Raw genomic sequence first — 15,354 nt, forward strand, 5'->3', positions numbered from 1 at the left:
GCTCAAACCTCCTTCGGAGATTCTCATCCTCTGTCGGCAGCAGGATGCAAAAAGGCCAGCTCGAAAGCTGGCCTTTTCTAAATTGGTCGGCGAGAGAGGATTCGAACCTCCGACCCACTGGTCCCAAACCAGTTGCGCTACCAAGCTGCGCTACTCGCCGAATACTGCTGGTACTTCTTTACTGCTCTTGCTCAGTTCCTTGGAACTTAAGCAAAAAAACCTGCCTCGGCAAGTCTTTGAAAGTGGTCGGCGAGAGAGGATTCGAACCTCCGACCCACTGGTCCCAAACCAGTTGCGCTACCAAGCTGCGCTACTCGCCGAATACTGCTGGCACTTCTTTTACTGCTTCACCCTACTACTGATTTTGTTGGTGCGAAGAGAGGGACTTGAACCCTCACGTCCGTAAGAACACTAACACCTGAAGCTAGCGCGTCTACCAATTCCGCCACCTTCGCATACCTGAACAAAATCTGGGGTGGCTAATGGGACTCGAACCCACGACAACTGGAATCACAATCCAGGGCTCTACCAACTGAGCTATAGCCACCACATCTACTGCTGCACTTCTTTACAACTTTTACTGCTTACTGCCTAACGCGGTAAAACTACCACCGCAGCTCTTGCTGCACTAAATTAATGGTGCGCCCGACAGGATTCGAACCTGAGACCTCTGCCTCCGGAGGGCAGCGCTCTATCCAGCTGAGCTACGGGCGCTTAGCGCCGTTGCGGATGGGCATACTACGTATTTGAGCCGATCCTGTCCAGTGCTTTTTATCACTAAATATCTTGTTTGATTACGCTTTGTGCGTTCTGTCTAAATGGCGAACGTTTTCACCCTACATCCGGGCCAAAATGCTCAGCTTTCCAGCAACAGTCCACGAACAAATAATAAAATTAAAGATCGCCGCGCCAGTGATAGTTCAGATATTTCAGCAGCCTGAGCTGCCTGCGCAGACGCGATGGCTGCATAATAAGCCGATAGAGCCACTCCAGACCCATTTTCTGCCAAATCTTAGGCGCACGCTTCACATGCCCCGTAAAGACGTCATAGGTACCACCCACGCCCATATAAAGGGCTTCTGGCCAGACAGCCTTGCAGTCACGCATCAGAATTTCCTGCCGGGGCGATCCCATGGCCACAGTGACAATCTTCGCGCCACTCGCCGCAATCCGTGCAAATAAAGCTTCGCGGTCTGCCGGAGAAAAATACCCATCCTGCGAACCGACAATGTTTACCTTCCACTGGCTACGCAGTTTCTCTTCTGTTTGTGCCAGCACCTGCGGCTTGCCGCCAATCAGGAAAACAGGCGTACCTTCCCGCCCGGCACGTTCCATCAACCCTTCCCACAGATCGGCTCCGGCAATGCGGGAGACCTCCGCCTGAGGGTATTTTTTGCGAACAGACCGCACAATACTGATGCCGTCTGCGTATTTAAATTCCGCTTCGTCAATCAGCTGGCGGATCTCAGGCTGACTTTCTGCGGTCAGAACTTTCTCAGCATTGATAGCCACCAGCGTGCCGGATTTAAGGGTGTTATCCAGATAGAGATAGTCCAGAAACCCAGCCATATCGCGAAACCCGAGCAGCTTAAAGCCACGGATCTGGTATTGAGGGACTGAATCCACAATCGTTTCCTTCAGGTCAAATGCAGCAAATCGGGCCCGCAGGCCCGAGAAAAATTAGTCATACACGGCTACCGGGACTTTCCGCGAACGAATCAGGCCTGCCGTGTCAAACAGCCAGAACAGCAGTTTCGCTGCGATGACCGCCACCACAAAGATCAGGCAGAAGAACACCACCCTGGAAGCAAAAGAATCCAGTCCTTCACGCGCCAGTACAATCATATTAAACACCGCGCCAAAGCAGAAACTCTGTAAAATCGCGGCCTTGTAGCGGTTGGCTTCCTGCTGTCCCTTTTGATAGAGCCAGTCGAACCATTTAATGATCATCCCAACGGCTACCGCACCTAACGGGATAAACCACGCGCCGCCCATCACCACCAGAGAACCAATCAGCGTGGGTGAGATCGCCAACCCGGAATGATTATTCAACACTTCCCAGGTGAAATAGTTCCCGCTGTTCAACACGATGGATGGCCGGTCAGGCCATAGCCAACTGGGGATAAACACGTAAAAATCCCGGACGATCGGTGCCAGTCCCTGGAAATCAATCTTGTCGTAGTTTTGCAGCAGCAGGCCCAGGTTCTCCCAGGGAGAGAAAGTGTCCCTGGTCAGATACAGGAAGGTATAAAACGCTTCGGAGCCACTGACATCCAGGTTATAGCGGCGCAGTGCCAGCCAGAACATCCCGACCACTGAAAAGACGCCGGCCATCGCCAGCATCCACAAGGTAATCCAGCCGCGAATAATGCCGATAAACAGGAACAACGCAAAAGCGATGATGATATTCGCCCGCGTCCCCCCAACAATCGCATAGGTAAGTAAGCCAAAGGCCACCGTGGCAACGAGGAAAAATAACCAGTTACGGAAGCTGGGATTGAGAAAATAGATCACCAGCATCGCGGGGATGAAGAAGTAGAAAAAGCGCTTCAGCGCTACGCCCGACACCTCGGCGGAGAAAATCTGGCTGTAACTGTGCAGTTTAAAGAGCAGGAAGCCGTTGTGCAGGAAGAAGACCAGCACCGTTCCCAACGCTATCACCGCCAGAATACCCCAGGTTAAATGCGCTTCAACCCTGTTGATGGTGAACACCTGTCGTCTGGGCTCGGAGGTGGCTGCACGCAGGCGCGTCTTATAACTGACATAGTAAATGGCATAAAAACCGGTAGCAGAAAGCAGCGCTTCTAACAGGAATTCAGGGGGAACGACCTCAACGTTAAAGCCGAACACCAGCATGCAGGTCAGCGGGAAGCCGAAGTAAAATGTCAGCAAAAAAAGCAGTGAAAAGAAGACATTGAAGTTGAATTTCACCCGTCGAAACTCTTTCCAGGTCAGCGTCAGGATCAGGCCAAGCGACAGCAGCCAGACGACCAACAGGCCAGCAAATTGCATCAGCGTCATGCCTTCTCTCCTTCAGCCTGAGCCAGCGCCCTTTTCCAGCCCTCAAGGTAGGCAGGCTCAAAAAAGGCAATCGAAGTTTTATCCAGCAGGGTCATTTGCCGTTTTGCCTCGCTAACCACCTGCGGATCCAGCGCATCGCCAGCAAACAGGACCGGAACCTGTTGCTCAGTCAAATCCTGCCAGAACGGGTTCTTACGGTTAACAACAAACGGGACATTGGCCTGGATCAGCAGGCATAAGGTGCCAATGCCTTGCTGACGTTCAAAAATAAAATACCCCAGGTCACACCGCGAAATCAGCTGCAAATATGACGTGAACTCGAGCTTTTCCGTGAGGATTTGTAACCTCTCCAACGGAAAAAGTGCCTGTCCGGCTTCACGCACGCGCTGAATATAGGCCTCATTGTGATCCGGGTAGCCCATCGGTACAACCACATTAACCCGATCACCAAACTGCTGATGGATCTCGTGAAGTGCCTGGATATGGCGGTTACTTTCATCGCCGGAATTACCCACCAACAAGGTCATCTCTTGCTGTAATTCTGCGGCAGGCAACTCAGTCTGAGCCATTCGAGTAGGGAAATAGAGCAAAGAGGCCGGTACATCAGGATGGCTTTGCTGTAAATGGTTGATGTCCCCGCGCGTGGCAAATACCTGACCCACTCTTTTTTGCGCCAGCCGCCGCATAAAGTAAAACAGGCGGAATTTCAGGCCACCGGCCTGTTCGTATAAATCCGCACCCCAGATATGCCAGTAAACCTGCGCCGGTTTAATTTTGCCAAACAGGATCGCCAGCCACAGCGTTGGGTTGAACTGCCCATGGAAGAAGAAATGAGTTTTTCTGTCTGCCTCGGCAAGGGCGACGACTGCATCAGCGATGGCGCGTTTGTTGGCAAACCAGCGAATGGCCAGCTTGCTGCAATCAGCAGTGGCAGCGGGCTCTCCCACTACCCAAAACTGACGAGGCTCCGCACGCGGCATGGCTTCGGCCACGCTGTCGTTAAAAAAGCGCAGCACGGTGTGATTATGGTGTGGAATGGCAGAGCCGAGAACGTGAATCAATGTTGTCATACTTTTCTACGATAAAGAAAAAAGGTGCCTGCGCAGAGCGCAAAATAGACCATATAAGTCGCCATGTAGGCTTGAGCCGCGCCGGTTGCACCATGCAGCGGGATCAGCCAGCGAGCGAACAGAGTCAACAGAATGAACTGGCTGATCTCGGTCAGGGCATAAAAACGCAGTGAGGCTTTGGCTATCACCAGGTAGCCAAACACATAAGAGCCTACTTTAAAGACATCACCCGTCAGCTGCCAGATAAAGAGGTCACGCATGCCGGTAAACTGGCTGGAGAACAACAGCCAGATAGCCACATCACGCAGCAGCCAGACCATCAGACTGACTGCCATCACCGCTGGCAAAACAAAGCTCAACGAGCGAAAAATTTCACGGGAGATCTCTTTTTTGCTGGTCAGACGCGACAACGTGGGCAGCAAGTAAACGCTGAAAGATGCGGTGATAAACTGCAGATAAGCATCCGAAATGCTGGTCACACCTTGCCAGAGCCCCACCTGCTCCCAACCGTTGTGTTCGGCCAGCAGATTACGCATCATTATCCACGCCACCGGCAAGGTGACGGAGGTCATCAGCGACATCAGGGTGAACTTGCTCAGGTTACGGGCAATCTCACCCTCCCAGCGCGGTTTAAGGAAGCGCATCGGCAAATGGTCACGTTTTGCCAGCAACAGTGCCGCAGGCAACACAACCAGAGCAGGAACCATTGCCATCCCCACCAGCGCGCCGCTGTAGCCACCTAACCAGTAACAGACAAACCACGCCATCACGCCAATCAGGCTGCCGAGGATCAGCGCCAGCGCATTCCCCTTTGCATCACGAAAACCTTTTATCACCGCCAGAGCCAGATTGGCCCAGGCAATCCCAGCCTGCAGGAAAGCAACGATACGCACCACATTCTGATAATCGCTGTGGCCAAATAAGCCAACGCTGATCGGCTCGGCAAAAATTAAAAACACAATGGCCAGTAATGTGGAGAAACCCAACACCATTGCGGAAGCTGTACCGGTGACGGCCTGAAGCTTCTGCGGATTATGCTGATGTTCAGCAACGTATTTGGTTACGCCGTTAAAAATACCGGCTCCGGCCAGCACCCCAAGCACGGTAATCAGCTGACGAAAGTTGCCTGCCTGGCCCACGCCGGAGGGGCCAAATGACACCGCCAGCATTTTGACCACCAGCAGACCGGCCGCAATTTTGACCAGAGTGGACGCTGCCGTCCACACCGAAGCTTTAGCCAGCGACATATCAGGAAAAATAGCTCAGCAGGGAGTTAATCACCGTCTGCTGATTGTTATCAGTGAGGTTATAAAACAGCGGCAGACGCAGCAGACGTTCACTTTCGAGCTGAGTGTAACGATCTTCGCCGTGGAAACGGCCAAAACGCTGACCTGCAGGTGAGGAGTGCAGCGGGATATAATGGAAAACCGCCAGAATCTCGGCTTCTTTCAGCCAGTTAATCAGCGCCGTACGGTCTTCAACATCACGTAGTTTTATATAGAACATATGCGCGTTATGCTGGCAGGTAGACGGGATCGTCGGCAAAGTCATCCGGCCGCTGGCTGCAATGGGTTGCAGCGCCGTGTGATAGTTTTGCCACAAGCGCAGACGCTGCTGGTTAATGCGGGTAGCCGCCTCAAGCTGAGCCCAAAGATAGGCTGCCTGTAAATCGGCCATCAGGTAGCTTGAACCAATATCGCGCCAGGTGTATTTATCGACTTGCCCACGGAAAAATTGGCTACGGTTAGTCCCTTTTTCTCTGATGATTTCGGCACGCTCCACCAAGGCCGGATCGTTGATTAACGTGGCTCCGCCTTCCCCGCCAGCCGTGTAGTTCTTGGTTTCGTGGAAGCTGAAGCAGCCGATATGACCAATCGTCCCCAGCGCTTTGCCTTTCCAGGTGGACATCACGCCCTGCGCAGCGTCTTCAATCACAAACAGTTGATGCTTCGCCGCCAACGCCATAATCGCGTCCATATCGCAGGACACGCCAGCGTAATGAACCGGGACAATGGCTTTCGTTTTATTGGTGATCGCCGCTTCAATCAACGTCTCATCCATGTTCATCGTATCCGGACGGAGATCAATAAACACGATTGTGGCACCGCGCAGCACAAAGGCATTCGCCGTTGAGACGAAGGTATAGCTTGGCATGATCACTTCATCGCCAGGCTGGATATCGATCAGGATCGCGGCCATTTCCAGAGAGGCCGTGCAGGAAGGCGTCAGCAGCACTTTTTTGCTGCCGAACTTATTTTCCATCCATTGCTGGCAGCGTCGGGTAAATCCGCCGTCGCCACACAGCTTGCCGCTGTTCATGGCCGATTTCATGTAGTCGAGTTCGCTTCCCACGATCGGGGGGGCGTTAAAGGGGATCATAATGTTACCTGTAGAGCCAGTAGGCGGTGCGTTCAATCACGCCCCCACAGCGATGATAAAGTCTGAGCGCGGGTAAATTGCCCAGTTGAGTAGCCACATGCAGGCGAGTGAGGCGTCGCGCGCGGCACCAGTCGGAAGCCGCTTCAATCATGCGCTGCCCAACACCCAGTCCCTGAGCTTCGGGCAACGTAGCCAGCAGCCCTATTCTCGCACTGCCATCCGCCAGTTCACGCAGGGAGATAAAACCCTGTAGCTCGCCCTGCTCGCTGACAGCAAGCAGGCATTGATGATCAAAGGTGCCCAGCACGGCGTTTTCAATCCACTGGGCATAGAAACGACCACTGTCACCGGGCTGATACCAGGGAGCACGGAAACGGCTTTGCGCAAAAGCGCCGCTGGCCGCTTCCCGCAAGGCAGGGATATGCTCTTTTCTGGCAATCCGAATTCCTTCAGGGCGGCTTGCTGAGGCAATCCCCAGCACGAAGTCGGCCTCTCCTTCCACCAGCTTAAAACCCAGCGAAGTGAGCGCATCCAGCTCTGCCGTCTGCTGCGATAAAACCTTTACCTGAACGAGATCGTAATCAGCAAACAGCGAGTCATTTAACGGCTTCTCTCCATTCAACTCAATCAGACCGCTCTGCAACCGGAAGAATTCGTTTTCCCACTGCAGCGGCTTAATATTGGCGTGGACGGGCATGAAGAAGGTCTTCCAGATATTGGCCGTAGCCTGTTTTAGCCAGCGCCAGTGCAGAACGGCGCACATCTTCATCCGTCAGCCAGCCATTTCGCCAGCCAATCTCTTCAAGACAGGCAATTTTGAAGCCTTGGCGTTTCTCTACCGTCTGCACGAAGGTACTGGCTTCAATCAGGCTGTCGTGAGTACCGGTATCTAACCAGGCAAATCCTCTACCAAGCAATTGCACGGAAAGATCACCCTGGTCCAGATACATCTGGTTAATACTGGTGATCTCAAGTTCGCCCCTTTCTGAAGGTTTAACTTGTTTGGCAAATTCGACAACACGATGGTCATAAAAATAGAGGCCGGTAACTGCCCAGCGCGATTTCGGCACGCGTGGTTTCTCTTCAAGAGAAATGGCCTGGAAATTATCGTCAAATTCAACAACGCCAAAACGTTCAGGATCCATAACCTGATAAGCAAACACTGTGGCGCCCTGAGTTTTGGCTGCAACATGCCGCAGCTTAGGGCTAAAACCCTGCCCAAAATAGATATTGTCTCCTAACACCAGACAGCAACCCTCTCCGTTAAGGAAGGACTCGCCGATAATAAATGCCTGTGCCAGGCCATCCGGGCTAGGCTGTTCCGCATAGGACAGCTCAATACCAAACTCTGCCCCATCACCGAGTAAACGATGATAGTGGGGTTTATCTTCCGGCGTGGTAATAATCAGGATATCGCGGATACCTGCCAGCATCAGCACCGAAATGGGATAGTAAATCATTGGCTTATCGTAAACAGGCAATAACTGTTTGGAGATGCCACGGGTGATAGGGTGCAAACGAGTACCCGATCCCCCAGCTAATACGATACCTTTCATCACACCCTCCTTGAGGCTTTCCTGATCACTGAACTAGCCCTAAACGCTCGCCCTGATAGCTACCATTGAGAATACTTTGCCACCATTGTGGGTTCTCCAGAAACCAGCTCACCGTTTTACGCATCCCGGATTCAAAGGTTTCAAGGGGCCGCCAGCCCAATTCACGCTCAATTTTACTCGCGTCTATCGCATAACGGCGATCGTGCCCAGGTCGGTCAGCCACAAAGGTGATCAACTCATGAAAATCGTTCACACCGGCAGGTTTTTCAGGCGCCAGCTCGTTCAGCAAATCACAAAGTGTATTGACCACATCAATATTTCGCTGCTCGTTATGCCCGCCAATATTGTAAGTTTCGCCGGGCTTGCCCGTCTTCACCACCTGACAGAGCGCTACGGCATGATCATCCACGTATAACCAGTCCCGGATTTGCGCACCATCACCGTAGACGGGTAAAGCCTTGCCGGCTAACGCGTTGATAATCATCAATGGGATCAGCTTCTCAGGGAAATGGTATGGCCCATAGTTATTCGAGCAGTTGGTGACTATTACCGGCAGACCATAAGTACGATGCCAGGCGCGGACTAGATGGTCGCTGCTGGCCTTAGTGGCAGAGTAAGGGCTACTGGGTGCATAGGGCGTGGTTTCTGTGAAAAAATCTGTCTCACTTTCCAAATCGCCAAACACTTCATCAGTGGAGATATGATGGAAACGAAAATCGCTTTTCTCATCTGCTGTAAGAGTCACCCAATAATGCCTGGCCGCTTCCAGCATCACATAGGTGCCGACAATATTGGTCTCAACAAACGCAATGGGACCCTCAATAGAGCGATCAACATGGCTTTCCGCCGCCAGATGCATGATCAGCTGTGGCCTGAAATCAGCAATCTCGGCATCCACTGCCTGCCTGTCGCAAATATCTACCCTGGCGAATGAGAAACGAGGATTATCGGCTACCGGACTCAATGAAGAGAGATTGCCGGCATAACTCAGCTTATCGATTACCCGGACCTGGTCATTGGTGGTGGCGATAATATGCCTGACCACTGCCGAGCCAATAAAACCGGCCCCTCCCGTTATGAGTATCCGCTTCACTGCCAGACTCCTTTGGTATCCACTCTCTGATGAGCGTGGATCTGCGCCGCATCCATGGCTTTAAACTGTGTGTGATCTACCAGCATCACCAGCACATCAGCTTGCTCTAAAGCCTGCTCCAGTTGGACCAGAACGGCTTTACCAGCCAGCTTCTCTGGCAACTGGTGAATGTTCGGCTCAACCACTAAGGTGGTGCCTGAGTGCCAGTCGGCGATCATTTCTGCCACATGCATCGCCGGGCTCTCACGCAGATCGTCAATATCTGGTTTAAAAGCCAGGCCGAAACAGGCAATTGTCAGCTCACTGGCGCGTTTATCGTTGCTGGTCAGACTCTCGGCTAACGCCTTTTTAACCTGCTCAAGTACCCAAAGCGGCTTGCTGTCATTCACTTCACGCGCAGTGCGGATTAAGCGAGCCTGCACCGGGTTCTGCGCCACGATAAACCAGGGATCGACGGCAATGCAGTGGCCGCCAACGCCAGGACCAGGTTGCAAGATATTCACTCGTGGATGGCGATTCGCCAGGCGAATCAACTCCCAGACGTTGATCCCTTGATCGGCACAAATCAGTGAAAGCTCGTTAGCAAAGGCGATATTGACGTCACGGAAGCTGTTTTCGGTCAGCTTACACATCTCGGCAGTACGCGAGTTCGTCACCACGCATTCACCTTCAAGGAAGATGTTGTATAAGTCGCAAGCAAGCTGGGAGCAGGTTGGTGTCATCCCGCCAATTACCCGATCGTTTTTAAAAAGTTCGACCATGACCTTGCCCGGCAGCACTCGCTCCGGGCAGTAGGCGATATGCACGTCGGCAGCATCACCAGCCTGCTGTGGAAAAGTCAGGTCTACACGCGCGGCAGCCAGCCACGCGGCCATTTGTTCGGTAGCACCAACCGGCGAGGTTGACTCCAGGATCACTAAATCCCCTTGCTTCAACACCGGCGCGATGGATTCAGCAGCTGCTTTAACCCAGCTGAGGTCAGGCTGATGATCATCCTTAAACGGGGTTGGCACAGCGATAAGAAAGGCGTCAGCGGCTTCTGGCCTGGTGGCAGCGCGCAGGTAGCCTCCTTCAACGGCACTTTTCACTACCCGGTCGAGATCGGGTTCAACGATGTGGATCTCACCGCGATTAATGGTTTCGACAGCGCGGGCATTGATGTCGATGCCAATCACTTTTTTCTGCCGTGAAGCAAAGGCCGCTGCGGTGGGCAGGCCGATGTAACCCAGCCCGATAATGGAAATGGTATTGAAAATCATAACGTAACCCGATTGTTTTTTAGTGCCTGCACAATACGTTCGCAGGCCAGGCCGTCCCCATAGGGATTGTGGGCGCGGCTCATGGATTGATAAGCGTCTTCATCGGTCAGCAGGCGTGTTACCTCGCTGACAATTTTTTGCACGTCAGTGCCCACCAGTTTGACCGTACCAGCCTCAACCGCTTCTGGTCGCTCAGTGGTGCCTCGCATCACCAGCACCGGTTTACCCAGTGAGGGCGCTTCTTCCTGTATTCCGCCAGAATCCGTCAGGATCAGCCAGGAACGGACCATCAGCCAGACGAACGGCAGGTATTCCTGCGGATCAATCAGGAAAATGTTGTCGATACGGCTCAGAATTCGGTTCACCGGTTCGCTGACATTGGGATTCAGGTGCACTGGATAGACAATTTGCACGTCTGGATGCAGGCGAGCAATTTCGGCCAACGCACTGCAGATACGCTCAAATCCGCCACCGAAGCTCTCTCGTCGATGCCCGGTCACCAGGATCATTTTTTTATCGGCATCCAGGAAAGGATAGCGCGAAGCCAGGTCGTGCCGTAACGCGCCATCACCTAACACCCGATCTCTGACCCAGAACAGCGCATCAATCACCGTGTTGCCCGTCACGAACATCCGGTCACTGCGCAGGTTTTCTTTCAACAGATTTTGACGGGAGTTTTCCGTAGGGGTGAAATGCCAGGTGGCAAGATGACCGGTCAGCGTGCGGTTAGCTTCTTCCGGCCAGGGCGAATAGAGATCGCCAGTGCGCAGGCCTGCTTCAACATGGCCGACAGGAATGCGGTGATAGAATGCCGCCAGACTGGCGGCAAAGGTGGTAGTGGTGTCTCCATGCACCAGCACCACATCCGGTTTGAATTCAGTGAATACCCCCTTTAACCCTTCCAGAATCCGGCTGGTAATTTCGGTCAGCCCCTGACCGGGGCTCATGATATTCAGATCATAATCCGGAACGATGGCGAACAGTTGCAGCACCTGGTCCAGCATCTCACGGTGCTGTGCAGTGACGCACAGACGAGCGTCAATCTCGCTATCCTGCGCCAGAGCATGAACCAGCGGCGCCATTTTTATCGCTTCAGGGCGCGTGCCAAAAACTGTTAATACTTTCAAGGTGACTCTCTTACGTTCATCTGTCTGATAACGACAGGCCAGCCGAGGTTTAGCGCGGTCGGCGTGCCAGTGCAATCCCTGCTCCAATTAAGGCACCCACAGCGCCCCACATGATCATCAAAAACAGGCGACGAGGGCTGTCGCGTTTCACCGGCTCCTCCGGTGTACGCAGATAGCGGTAAGTCTGGAAAGTAGTCACCAGTGTTGGGCCGACATTCAGCGTAGACAACATGGCTTTGTTTTGATCATAGTCCAGATCGTAGCCTGGTCCGCTGGCCTGGAGATTTTCCAGTCTGGCTTGCAGCAGAGGCCGACCCAACAGGAACAGTTCTGAATCTGGCAGCTGTTCGGAAGGCGTATCCGTTTTAGACTGCTCGAATCCCTGCTGTTGGGCAATTTTCAGCGCTTGCTGAACACTGTTTACCTGACGATCGTAAATAGCTTTCGCTACCGCTTCCTGTCTTTTTACCTGCGCTTTCATCTGAATGGTTCTGGCAGCCCAGGCACCGGTCAGTTCTTCATTTAAATGCGTGGCCGCCCGCTGACTGGCGAAGGCAACGTACTGCCGCAGAAGCGTATTAGCGTCTTTTGACGTCTCAGCGACCAGACGCACGGAATCATTCAGGTTTTTAGCCGCATCGGCAGGCTGAAACTGAATGTTGGCAATCATCTCATCTAATAAGACCGCATCATCTCGGGAGTTGCCGCTCTGCCGTTGCTTGTAATAATCAGTTTGCAGCCAGAATTCCCGGCGAGTGTCATAAGCAGAGAGTTGCATCACAAACTCCTGGTAGGCCTCAGCCATTACCGAAGGAGGAGCCTCTGCTGACTGACTGGCGTGAAGATCCAGATTATCCAGGAATTGTTGTTGAGAGTAGAAACTGCTCAACATGTTGACCGTTGGGCGATCGGTAATCGCTGTGGTACTCCATTTAGGCGTCACCAACAGCGACCAGACCCAGGCAAGCAGGACAAACACCAGCGCCACGCCCAGGATCCATTTTTTACCCTGCCATAAAGTGCAGCAAAGCCCGCGAATATCCAGCTCGTTATGGTTGACGTCAGGATGCGTCATACTTGAGATTCCTTGTTTTCAGGGCAAAAATTTATTCTGTTTGCGAGGGTTTATTGGCCTTACTGTTACGGCGCATACGGCGTTGAATACGTTTTAAGAAACGTGCCACGCGCCACGCGCGTTTTATGCAGTAGCCGTAAAGCATGAAAGCCAACAAAAACAGCACTAACATCATCCATTCAGGAATAAATTCCAGATATTCACCCAGAACGCCTACGGCTGCCAGAAGTGCCGCTGCTGCAGTGATAAGGACAAAAGCCTGACGAGAAGTGAAACCAGCGCGCATGATCAGATGGTGAATATGCTGGCGGTCTGCTGAGAAGGGACTCATTCCTTTGCTTAGTCGACGATACATAATCGCCACCATGTCCATCAGTGGGATAGCAATAAGCCATAACGCCGTGACTGGCGTAATGGGATGATTTTTCCCCTGGGTCGCTTCAAGCAGGATCCAGATAACGGTAAACCCTATTAATGTGCTGCCGGCATCCCCCATGAATACTTTATACCGGCGACCAAACACGCCCATATTCAACAGGATATAAGGGACTATTGCCGCGATCATGGCGAAGCACCACATAGCCAGGCTCTGCTGTCCATCGAACAACAAGATAATGCCCATGGCCAGGAATGTGACGCAGGAGAGTCCTCCCAATAAACCGTCAATGCCATCAACCATATTGAACGCGTTAATCGCTGCCCAGACGGCGAACAGAGTCAGTACATAGCCGAAAGGACCTACTACGAGCTCCCAGGGGCCAAAAATATACCCCAGGCTCAGTAAGTAGAGGTTCGCTGCAGCCATCATTACGCCAGCAACGCCCGCCTGGACGGCAGCTCTGAATTTGACGCTGATATCGTAGCGATCGTCGACTGCACCTACCAGGACCAACATCCCGGCACACCCGAGGTAAAGGTGCGAATGCGGCACATAATAATCGGTTATCGAAAAGGTGAAGCATATCCCGGCAAACACAGAGATACCGCCGACAAGAGGGATCACCCCCTGATGACGCTTACGATAATTAGGTTTGTCCACTAACCCAATTTTTTTCGCTGCTTTACGTGCAAAGAAAAGAAATGCAAGTGAAAACAGGAATATAAACGTTATCTCAGTACTCAAATTGAGTAAATTCACATTAACCAGCTCTCTGCTATGAATCTAATTGTATTGACGGCATACATTGTGCCAAACACACTGCGAAGATTCTGTTTTTTTTAAGCAAGAAGAATGTACTAATCCACAGTAACATTGCTTCTGCCGTACTCCGTTAAGGTCAGACTCAACGAGACCCTGAAATATCGTATAACTCAAAAACGAAAAACGCCACGTCTTAGCGTGGCGTTCCCCGAGTTTTATGAATTTTCTGGCACTTGAGGCTTTTCATGACAAAGAAGCCAAAAAACGGAAGTCTTTATCAGCACTTCCGTTTTTTTACTGCCCGATGAATCGCTTAAGAGCGTTTCATCATGTCGAAGAACTCATCGTTGGTTTTGGTCATGGCCAACTTGTTGATGAGGAACTCCATGGCGTCAATTTCACCCATTGGATGGATGATTTTACGCAGGATCCACATCTTCTGCAGTTCTTCAGAGCTGGTAAGCAGCTCTTCTTTACGCGTACCTGAACGGTTGTAATCGATAGCAGGGAACACACGCTTCTCAGCGATTTTACGCGCCAGATGCAGTTCCATGTTGCCTGTACCTTTAAATTCTTCGTAGATCACTTCGTCCATCTTCGAACCGGTATCAACCAGTGCGGTGGCGATGATGGTCAGGCTTCCGCCCTCTTCTACGTTACGTGCAGCACCGAAGAAACGCTTTGGACGGTGCAGGGCGTTAGCATCAACACCACCGGTCAGCACTTTACCTGAAGCAGGCACAACGGTGTTGTAAGCACGAGCCAGACGAGTAATGGAGTCCAGCAGGATGATCACATCTTTCTTGTGTTCAACCAGACGCTTGGCCTTCTCGATAACCATTTCGGCAACCTGCACATGGCGGGAAGCTGGCTCATCGAAGGTGGAAGCGATCACTTCGCCTTTCACCAGACGCTGCATCTCGGTCACTTCTTCCGGACGTTCGTCAATCAGCAGGACCATCAGTACGCAGTCTGGATGGTTGTAAGCGATGCTGGTTGCAATGTTCTGCAGCAGCATGGTTTTACCGGCTTTTGGCGGTGCCACGATCAGACCACGCTGACCACGGCCAATAGGCGAGGCCAAATCCAGCACGCGAGCGGTCAAATCTTCTGTCGAACCGTTACCACGTTCCATGCGCAGACGAGAGTTTGCGTGCAGCGGGGTTAAGTTTTCGAACAGGATTTTGTTGCGGGCGTTTTCTGGTTTGTCATAGTTAACTTCGTTAACTTTCAGCAGGGCAAAATAACGCTCACCTTCTTTCGGCGGGCGGATCTTGCCGGAAATGGTGTCACCTGTGCGGAGGTTGAAGCGGCGGATTTGGCTAGGAGAGACGTAGATATCATCAGGACCGGCGAGGTAGGAACTGTCTCCGGAGCGGAGGAATCCAAAGCCATCCTGCAATATTTCAAGTACGCCGTCGCCGAAGATGTCTTCGCCGCTTTTGGCATGCTGTTTCAGGATAGAGAAGATGATGTCCTGTTTGCGCATGCGAGCCTGATTTTCAAGCCCCATGTTTTCGCCGAGTGTAATCAGGTCAGAAACCGGCGTATTTTTTAATTCGGTAAGATTCATAATGGTGGGTTCTTAAACTCGGGGTAAATCTCGGAATGATTGTCGTAAGTGGTATGGCGA

Annotated in this window: 13 protein-coding genes and 5 tRNA genes; all 18 read right to left on the bottom strand. The window is 52.2% G+C overall.

All coding sequences use genetic code 11. The features are described from left to right. Positions 1-83: 83 nt before the first annotated feature. Positions 84-160: transfer RNA gene (locus tag WCC56_RS09365), tRNA-Pro, on the bottom strand. Between the two features lie 83 nt (positions 161-243). Continuing rightward, positions 244-320, bottom strand: a tRNA-Pro gene (locus tag WCC56_RS09370). Positions 321-368: 48 nt separating this feature from the next. Beyond that, positions 369-455, bottom strand: a tRNA-Leu gene (locus tag WCC56_RS09375). 16 nt (positions 456-471) lie between these two features. Then, positions 472-547, bottom strand: a tRNA-His gene (locus WCC56_RS09380). Between the two features lie 90 nt (positions 548-637). After that, positions 638-714 (bottom strand) — tRNA-Arg (locus WCC56_RS09385). A gap of 180 nt (positions 715-894) precedes the next feature. Then, positions 895-1,626 (bottom strand): lipopolysaccharide N-acetylmannosaminouronosyltransferase, encoded by a 732-nt coding sequence (gene wecG, locus WCC56_RS09390; RefSeq protein ID WP_424692116.1) that lies wholly within the window; start codon positions 1,624-1,626, stop codon positions 895-897. A gap of 54 nt (positions 1,627-1,680) precedes the next feature. Further along, positions 1,681-3,021 (bottom strand): ECA oligosaccharide polymerase, encoded by a 1,341-nt coding sequence (gene wzyE, locus WCC56_RS09395; protein WP_424692117.1) that lies wholly within the window; start codon positions 3,019-3,021, stop codon positions 1,681-1,683. After that, entirely contained in the window at positions 3,018-4,091 is a 1,074-nt protein-coding gene (locus WCC56_RS09400; protein WP_424692118.1) for a TDP-N-acetylfucosamine:lipid II N-acetylfucosaminyltransferase, read from the bottom strand. Before WCC56_RS09400 ends, wzyE begins: the two co-directional genes overlap by 4 nt. Beyond that, positions 4,088-5,338, bottom strand: a complete 1,251-nt coding sequence (gene wzxE / locus WCC56_RS09405; protein WP_424692119.1) for a lipid III flippase WzxE — start codon at positions 5,336-5,338, stop codon at positions 4,088-4,090. The genes WCC56_RS09400 and wzxE overlap by 4 nt, the downstream gene beginning before the upstream one ends. 1 nt (position 5,339) lies before the next feature. After that, positions 5,340-6,470: a dTDP-4-amino-4,6-dideoxygalactose transaminase gene (rffA, locus tag WCC56_RS09410; protein ID WP_424692120.1), complete on the bottom strand. Its 1,131-nt coding sequence runs from the start codon at positions 6,468-6,470 to the stop codon at positions 5,340-5,342. Between the two features lie 4 nt (positions 6,471-6,474). Beyond that, a complete protein-coding gene (gene rffC / locus WCC56_RS09415; RefSeq protein WP_424692121.1) occupies positions 6,475-7,167 on the bottom strand; it encodes a dTDP-4-amino-4,6-dideoxy-D-galactose acyltransferase in 693 nt (230 codons plus the stop codon). Then, entirely contained in the window at positions 7,145-8,026 is an 882-nt protein-coding gene (rfbA, locus tag WCC56_RS09420) for a glucose-1-phosphate thymidylyltransferase RfbA (protein ID WP_424692122.1), read from the bottom strand. The genes rffC and rfbA overlap by 23 nt, the downstream gene beginning before the upstream one ends. 25 nt (positions 8,027-8,051) lie before the next feature. Next, positions 8,052-9,119 (bottom strand): dTDP-glucose 4,6-dehydratase, encoded by a 1,068-nt coding sequence (rfbB, locus tag WCC56_RS09425; RefSeq protein WP_424692123.1) that lies wholly within the window; start codon positions 9,117-9,119, stop codon positions 8,052-8,054. Beyond that, positions 9,116-10,378 (bottom strand): UDP-N-acetyl-D-mannosamine dehydrogenase, encoded by a 1,263-nt coding sequence (wecC, locus tag WCC56_RS09430; RefSeq protein WP_424692124.1) that lies wholly within the window; start codon positions 10,376-10,378, stop codon positions 9,116-9,118. Before wecC ends, rfbB begins: the two co-directional genes overlap by 4 nt. Then, positions 10,375-11,505, bottom strand: a complete 1,131-nt coding sequence (gene wecB, locus WCC56_RS09435) for a non-hydrolyzing UDP-N-acetylglucosamine 2-epimerase (RefSeq protein WP_424692125.1) — start codon at positions 11,503-11,505, stop codon at positions 10,375-10,377. The genes wecC and wecB overlap by 4 nt, the downstream gene beginning before the upstream one ends. A gap of 49 nt (positions 11,506-11,554) precedes the next feature. Continuing rightward, a complete protein-coding gene (wzzE, locus tag WCC56_RS09440) occupies positions 11,555-12,580 on the bottom strand; it encodes an ECA polysaccharide chain length modulation protein (protein ID WP_424692126.1) in 1,026 nt (341 codons plus the stop codon). 31 nt (positions 12,581-12,611) lie between these two features. Then, entirely contained in the window at positions 12,612-13,718 is a 1,107-nt protein-coding gene (gene wecA, locus WCC56_RS09445) for a UDP-N-acetylglucosamine--undecaprenyl-phosphate N-acetylglucosaminephosphotransferase (protein ID WP_424692127.1), read from the bottom strand. Positions 13,719-14,034: 316 nt separating this feature from the next. Next, positions 14,035-15,294, bottom strand: a complete 1,260-nt coding sequence (gene rho / locus WCC56_RS09450; protein ID WP_013200233.1) for a transcription termination factor Rho — start codon at positions 15,292-15,294, stop codon at positions 14,035-14,037. Positions 15,295-15,354 lie beyond the last annotated feature (60 nt).

Origin of the sequence: Erwinia sp. (assembly GCF_049696395.1) — a bacterium.
Taxonomy (GTDB): Bacteria; Pseudomonadota; Gammaproteobacteria; order Enterobacterales; family Enterobacteriaceae; genus Erwinia.

Excerpts from the sequence above, each read along its gene's own strand:
- rffC (WP_424692121.1), bottom strand. The coding sequence starts at position 7,167 with ATGCCCGTCCACGCCAATATTAAGCCGCTGCAGTGGGAAAACGAATTC.
- WCC56_RS09400 (WP_424692118.1), bottom strand. The coding sequence starts at position 4,091 with ATGACAACATTGATTCACGTTCTCGGCTCTGCCATTCCACACCATAAT.
- wzzE (WP_424692126.1), bottom strand. The coding sequence starts at position 12,580 with ATGACGCATCCTGACGTCAACCATAACGAGCTGGATATTCGCGGGCTT.
- wzyE (WP_424692117.1), bottom strand. The coding sequence starts at position 3,021 with ATGACGCTGATGCAATTTGCTGGCCTGTTGGTCGTCTGGCTGCTGTCG.
- rfbA (WP_424692122.1), bottom strand. The coding sequence starts at position 8,026 with ATGAAAGGTATCGTATTAGCTGGGGGATCGGGTACTCGTTTGCACCCT.
- rho (WP_013200233.1), bottom strand. The coding sequence starts at position 15,294 with ATGAATCTTACCGAATTAAAAAATACGCCGGTTTCTGACCTGATTACA.
- wzxE (WP_424692119.1), bottom strand. The coding sequence starts at position 5,338 with ATGTCGCTGGCTAAAGCTTCGGTGTGGACGGCAGCGTCCACTCTGGTC.
- wecC (WP_424692124.1), bottom strand. The coding sequence starts at position 10,378 with ATGATTTTCAATACCATTTCCATTATCGGGCTGGGTTACATCGGCCTG.
- rffA (WP_424692120.1), bottom strand. The coding sequence starts at position 6,470 with ATGATCCCCTTTAACGCCCCCCCGATCGTGGGAAGCGAACTCGACTAC.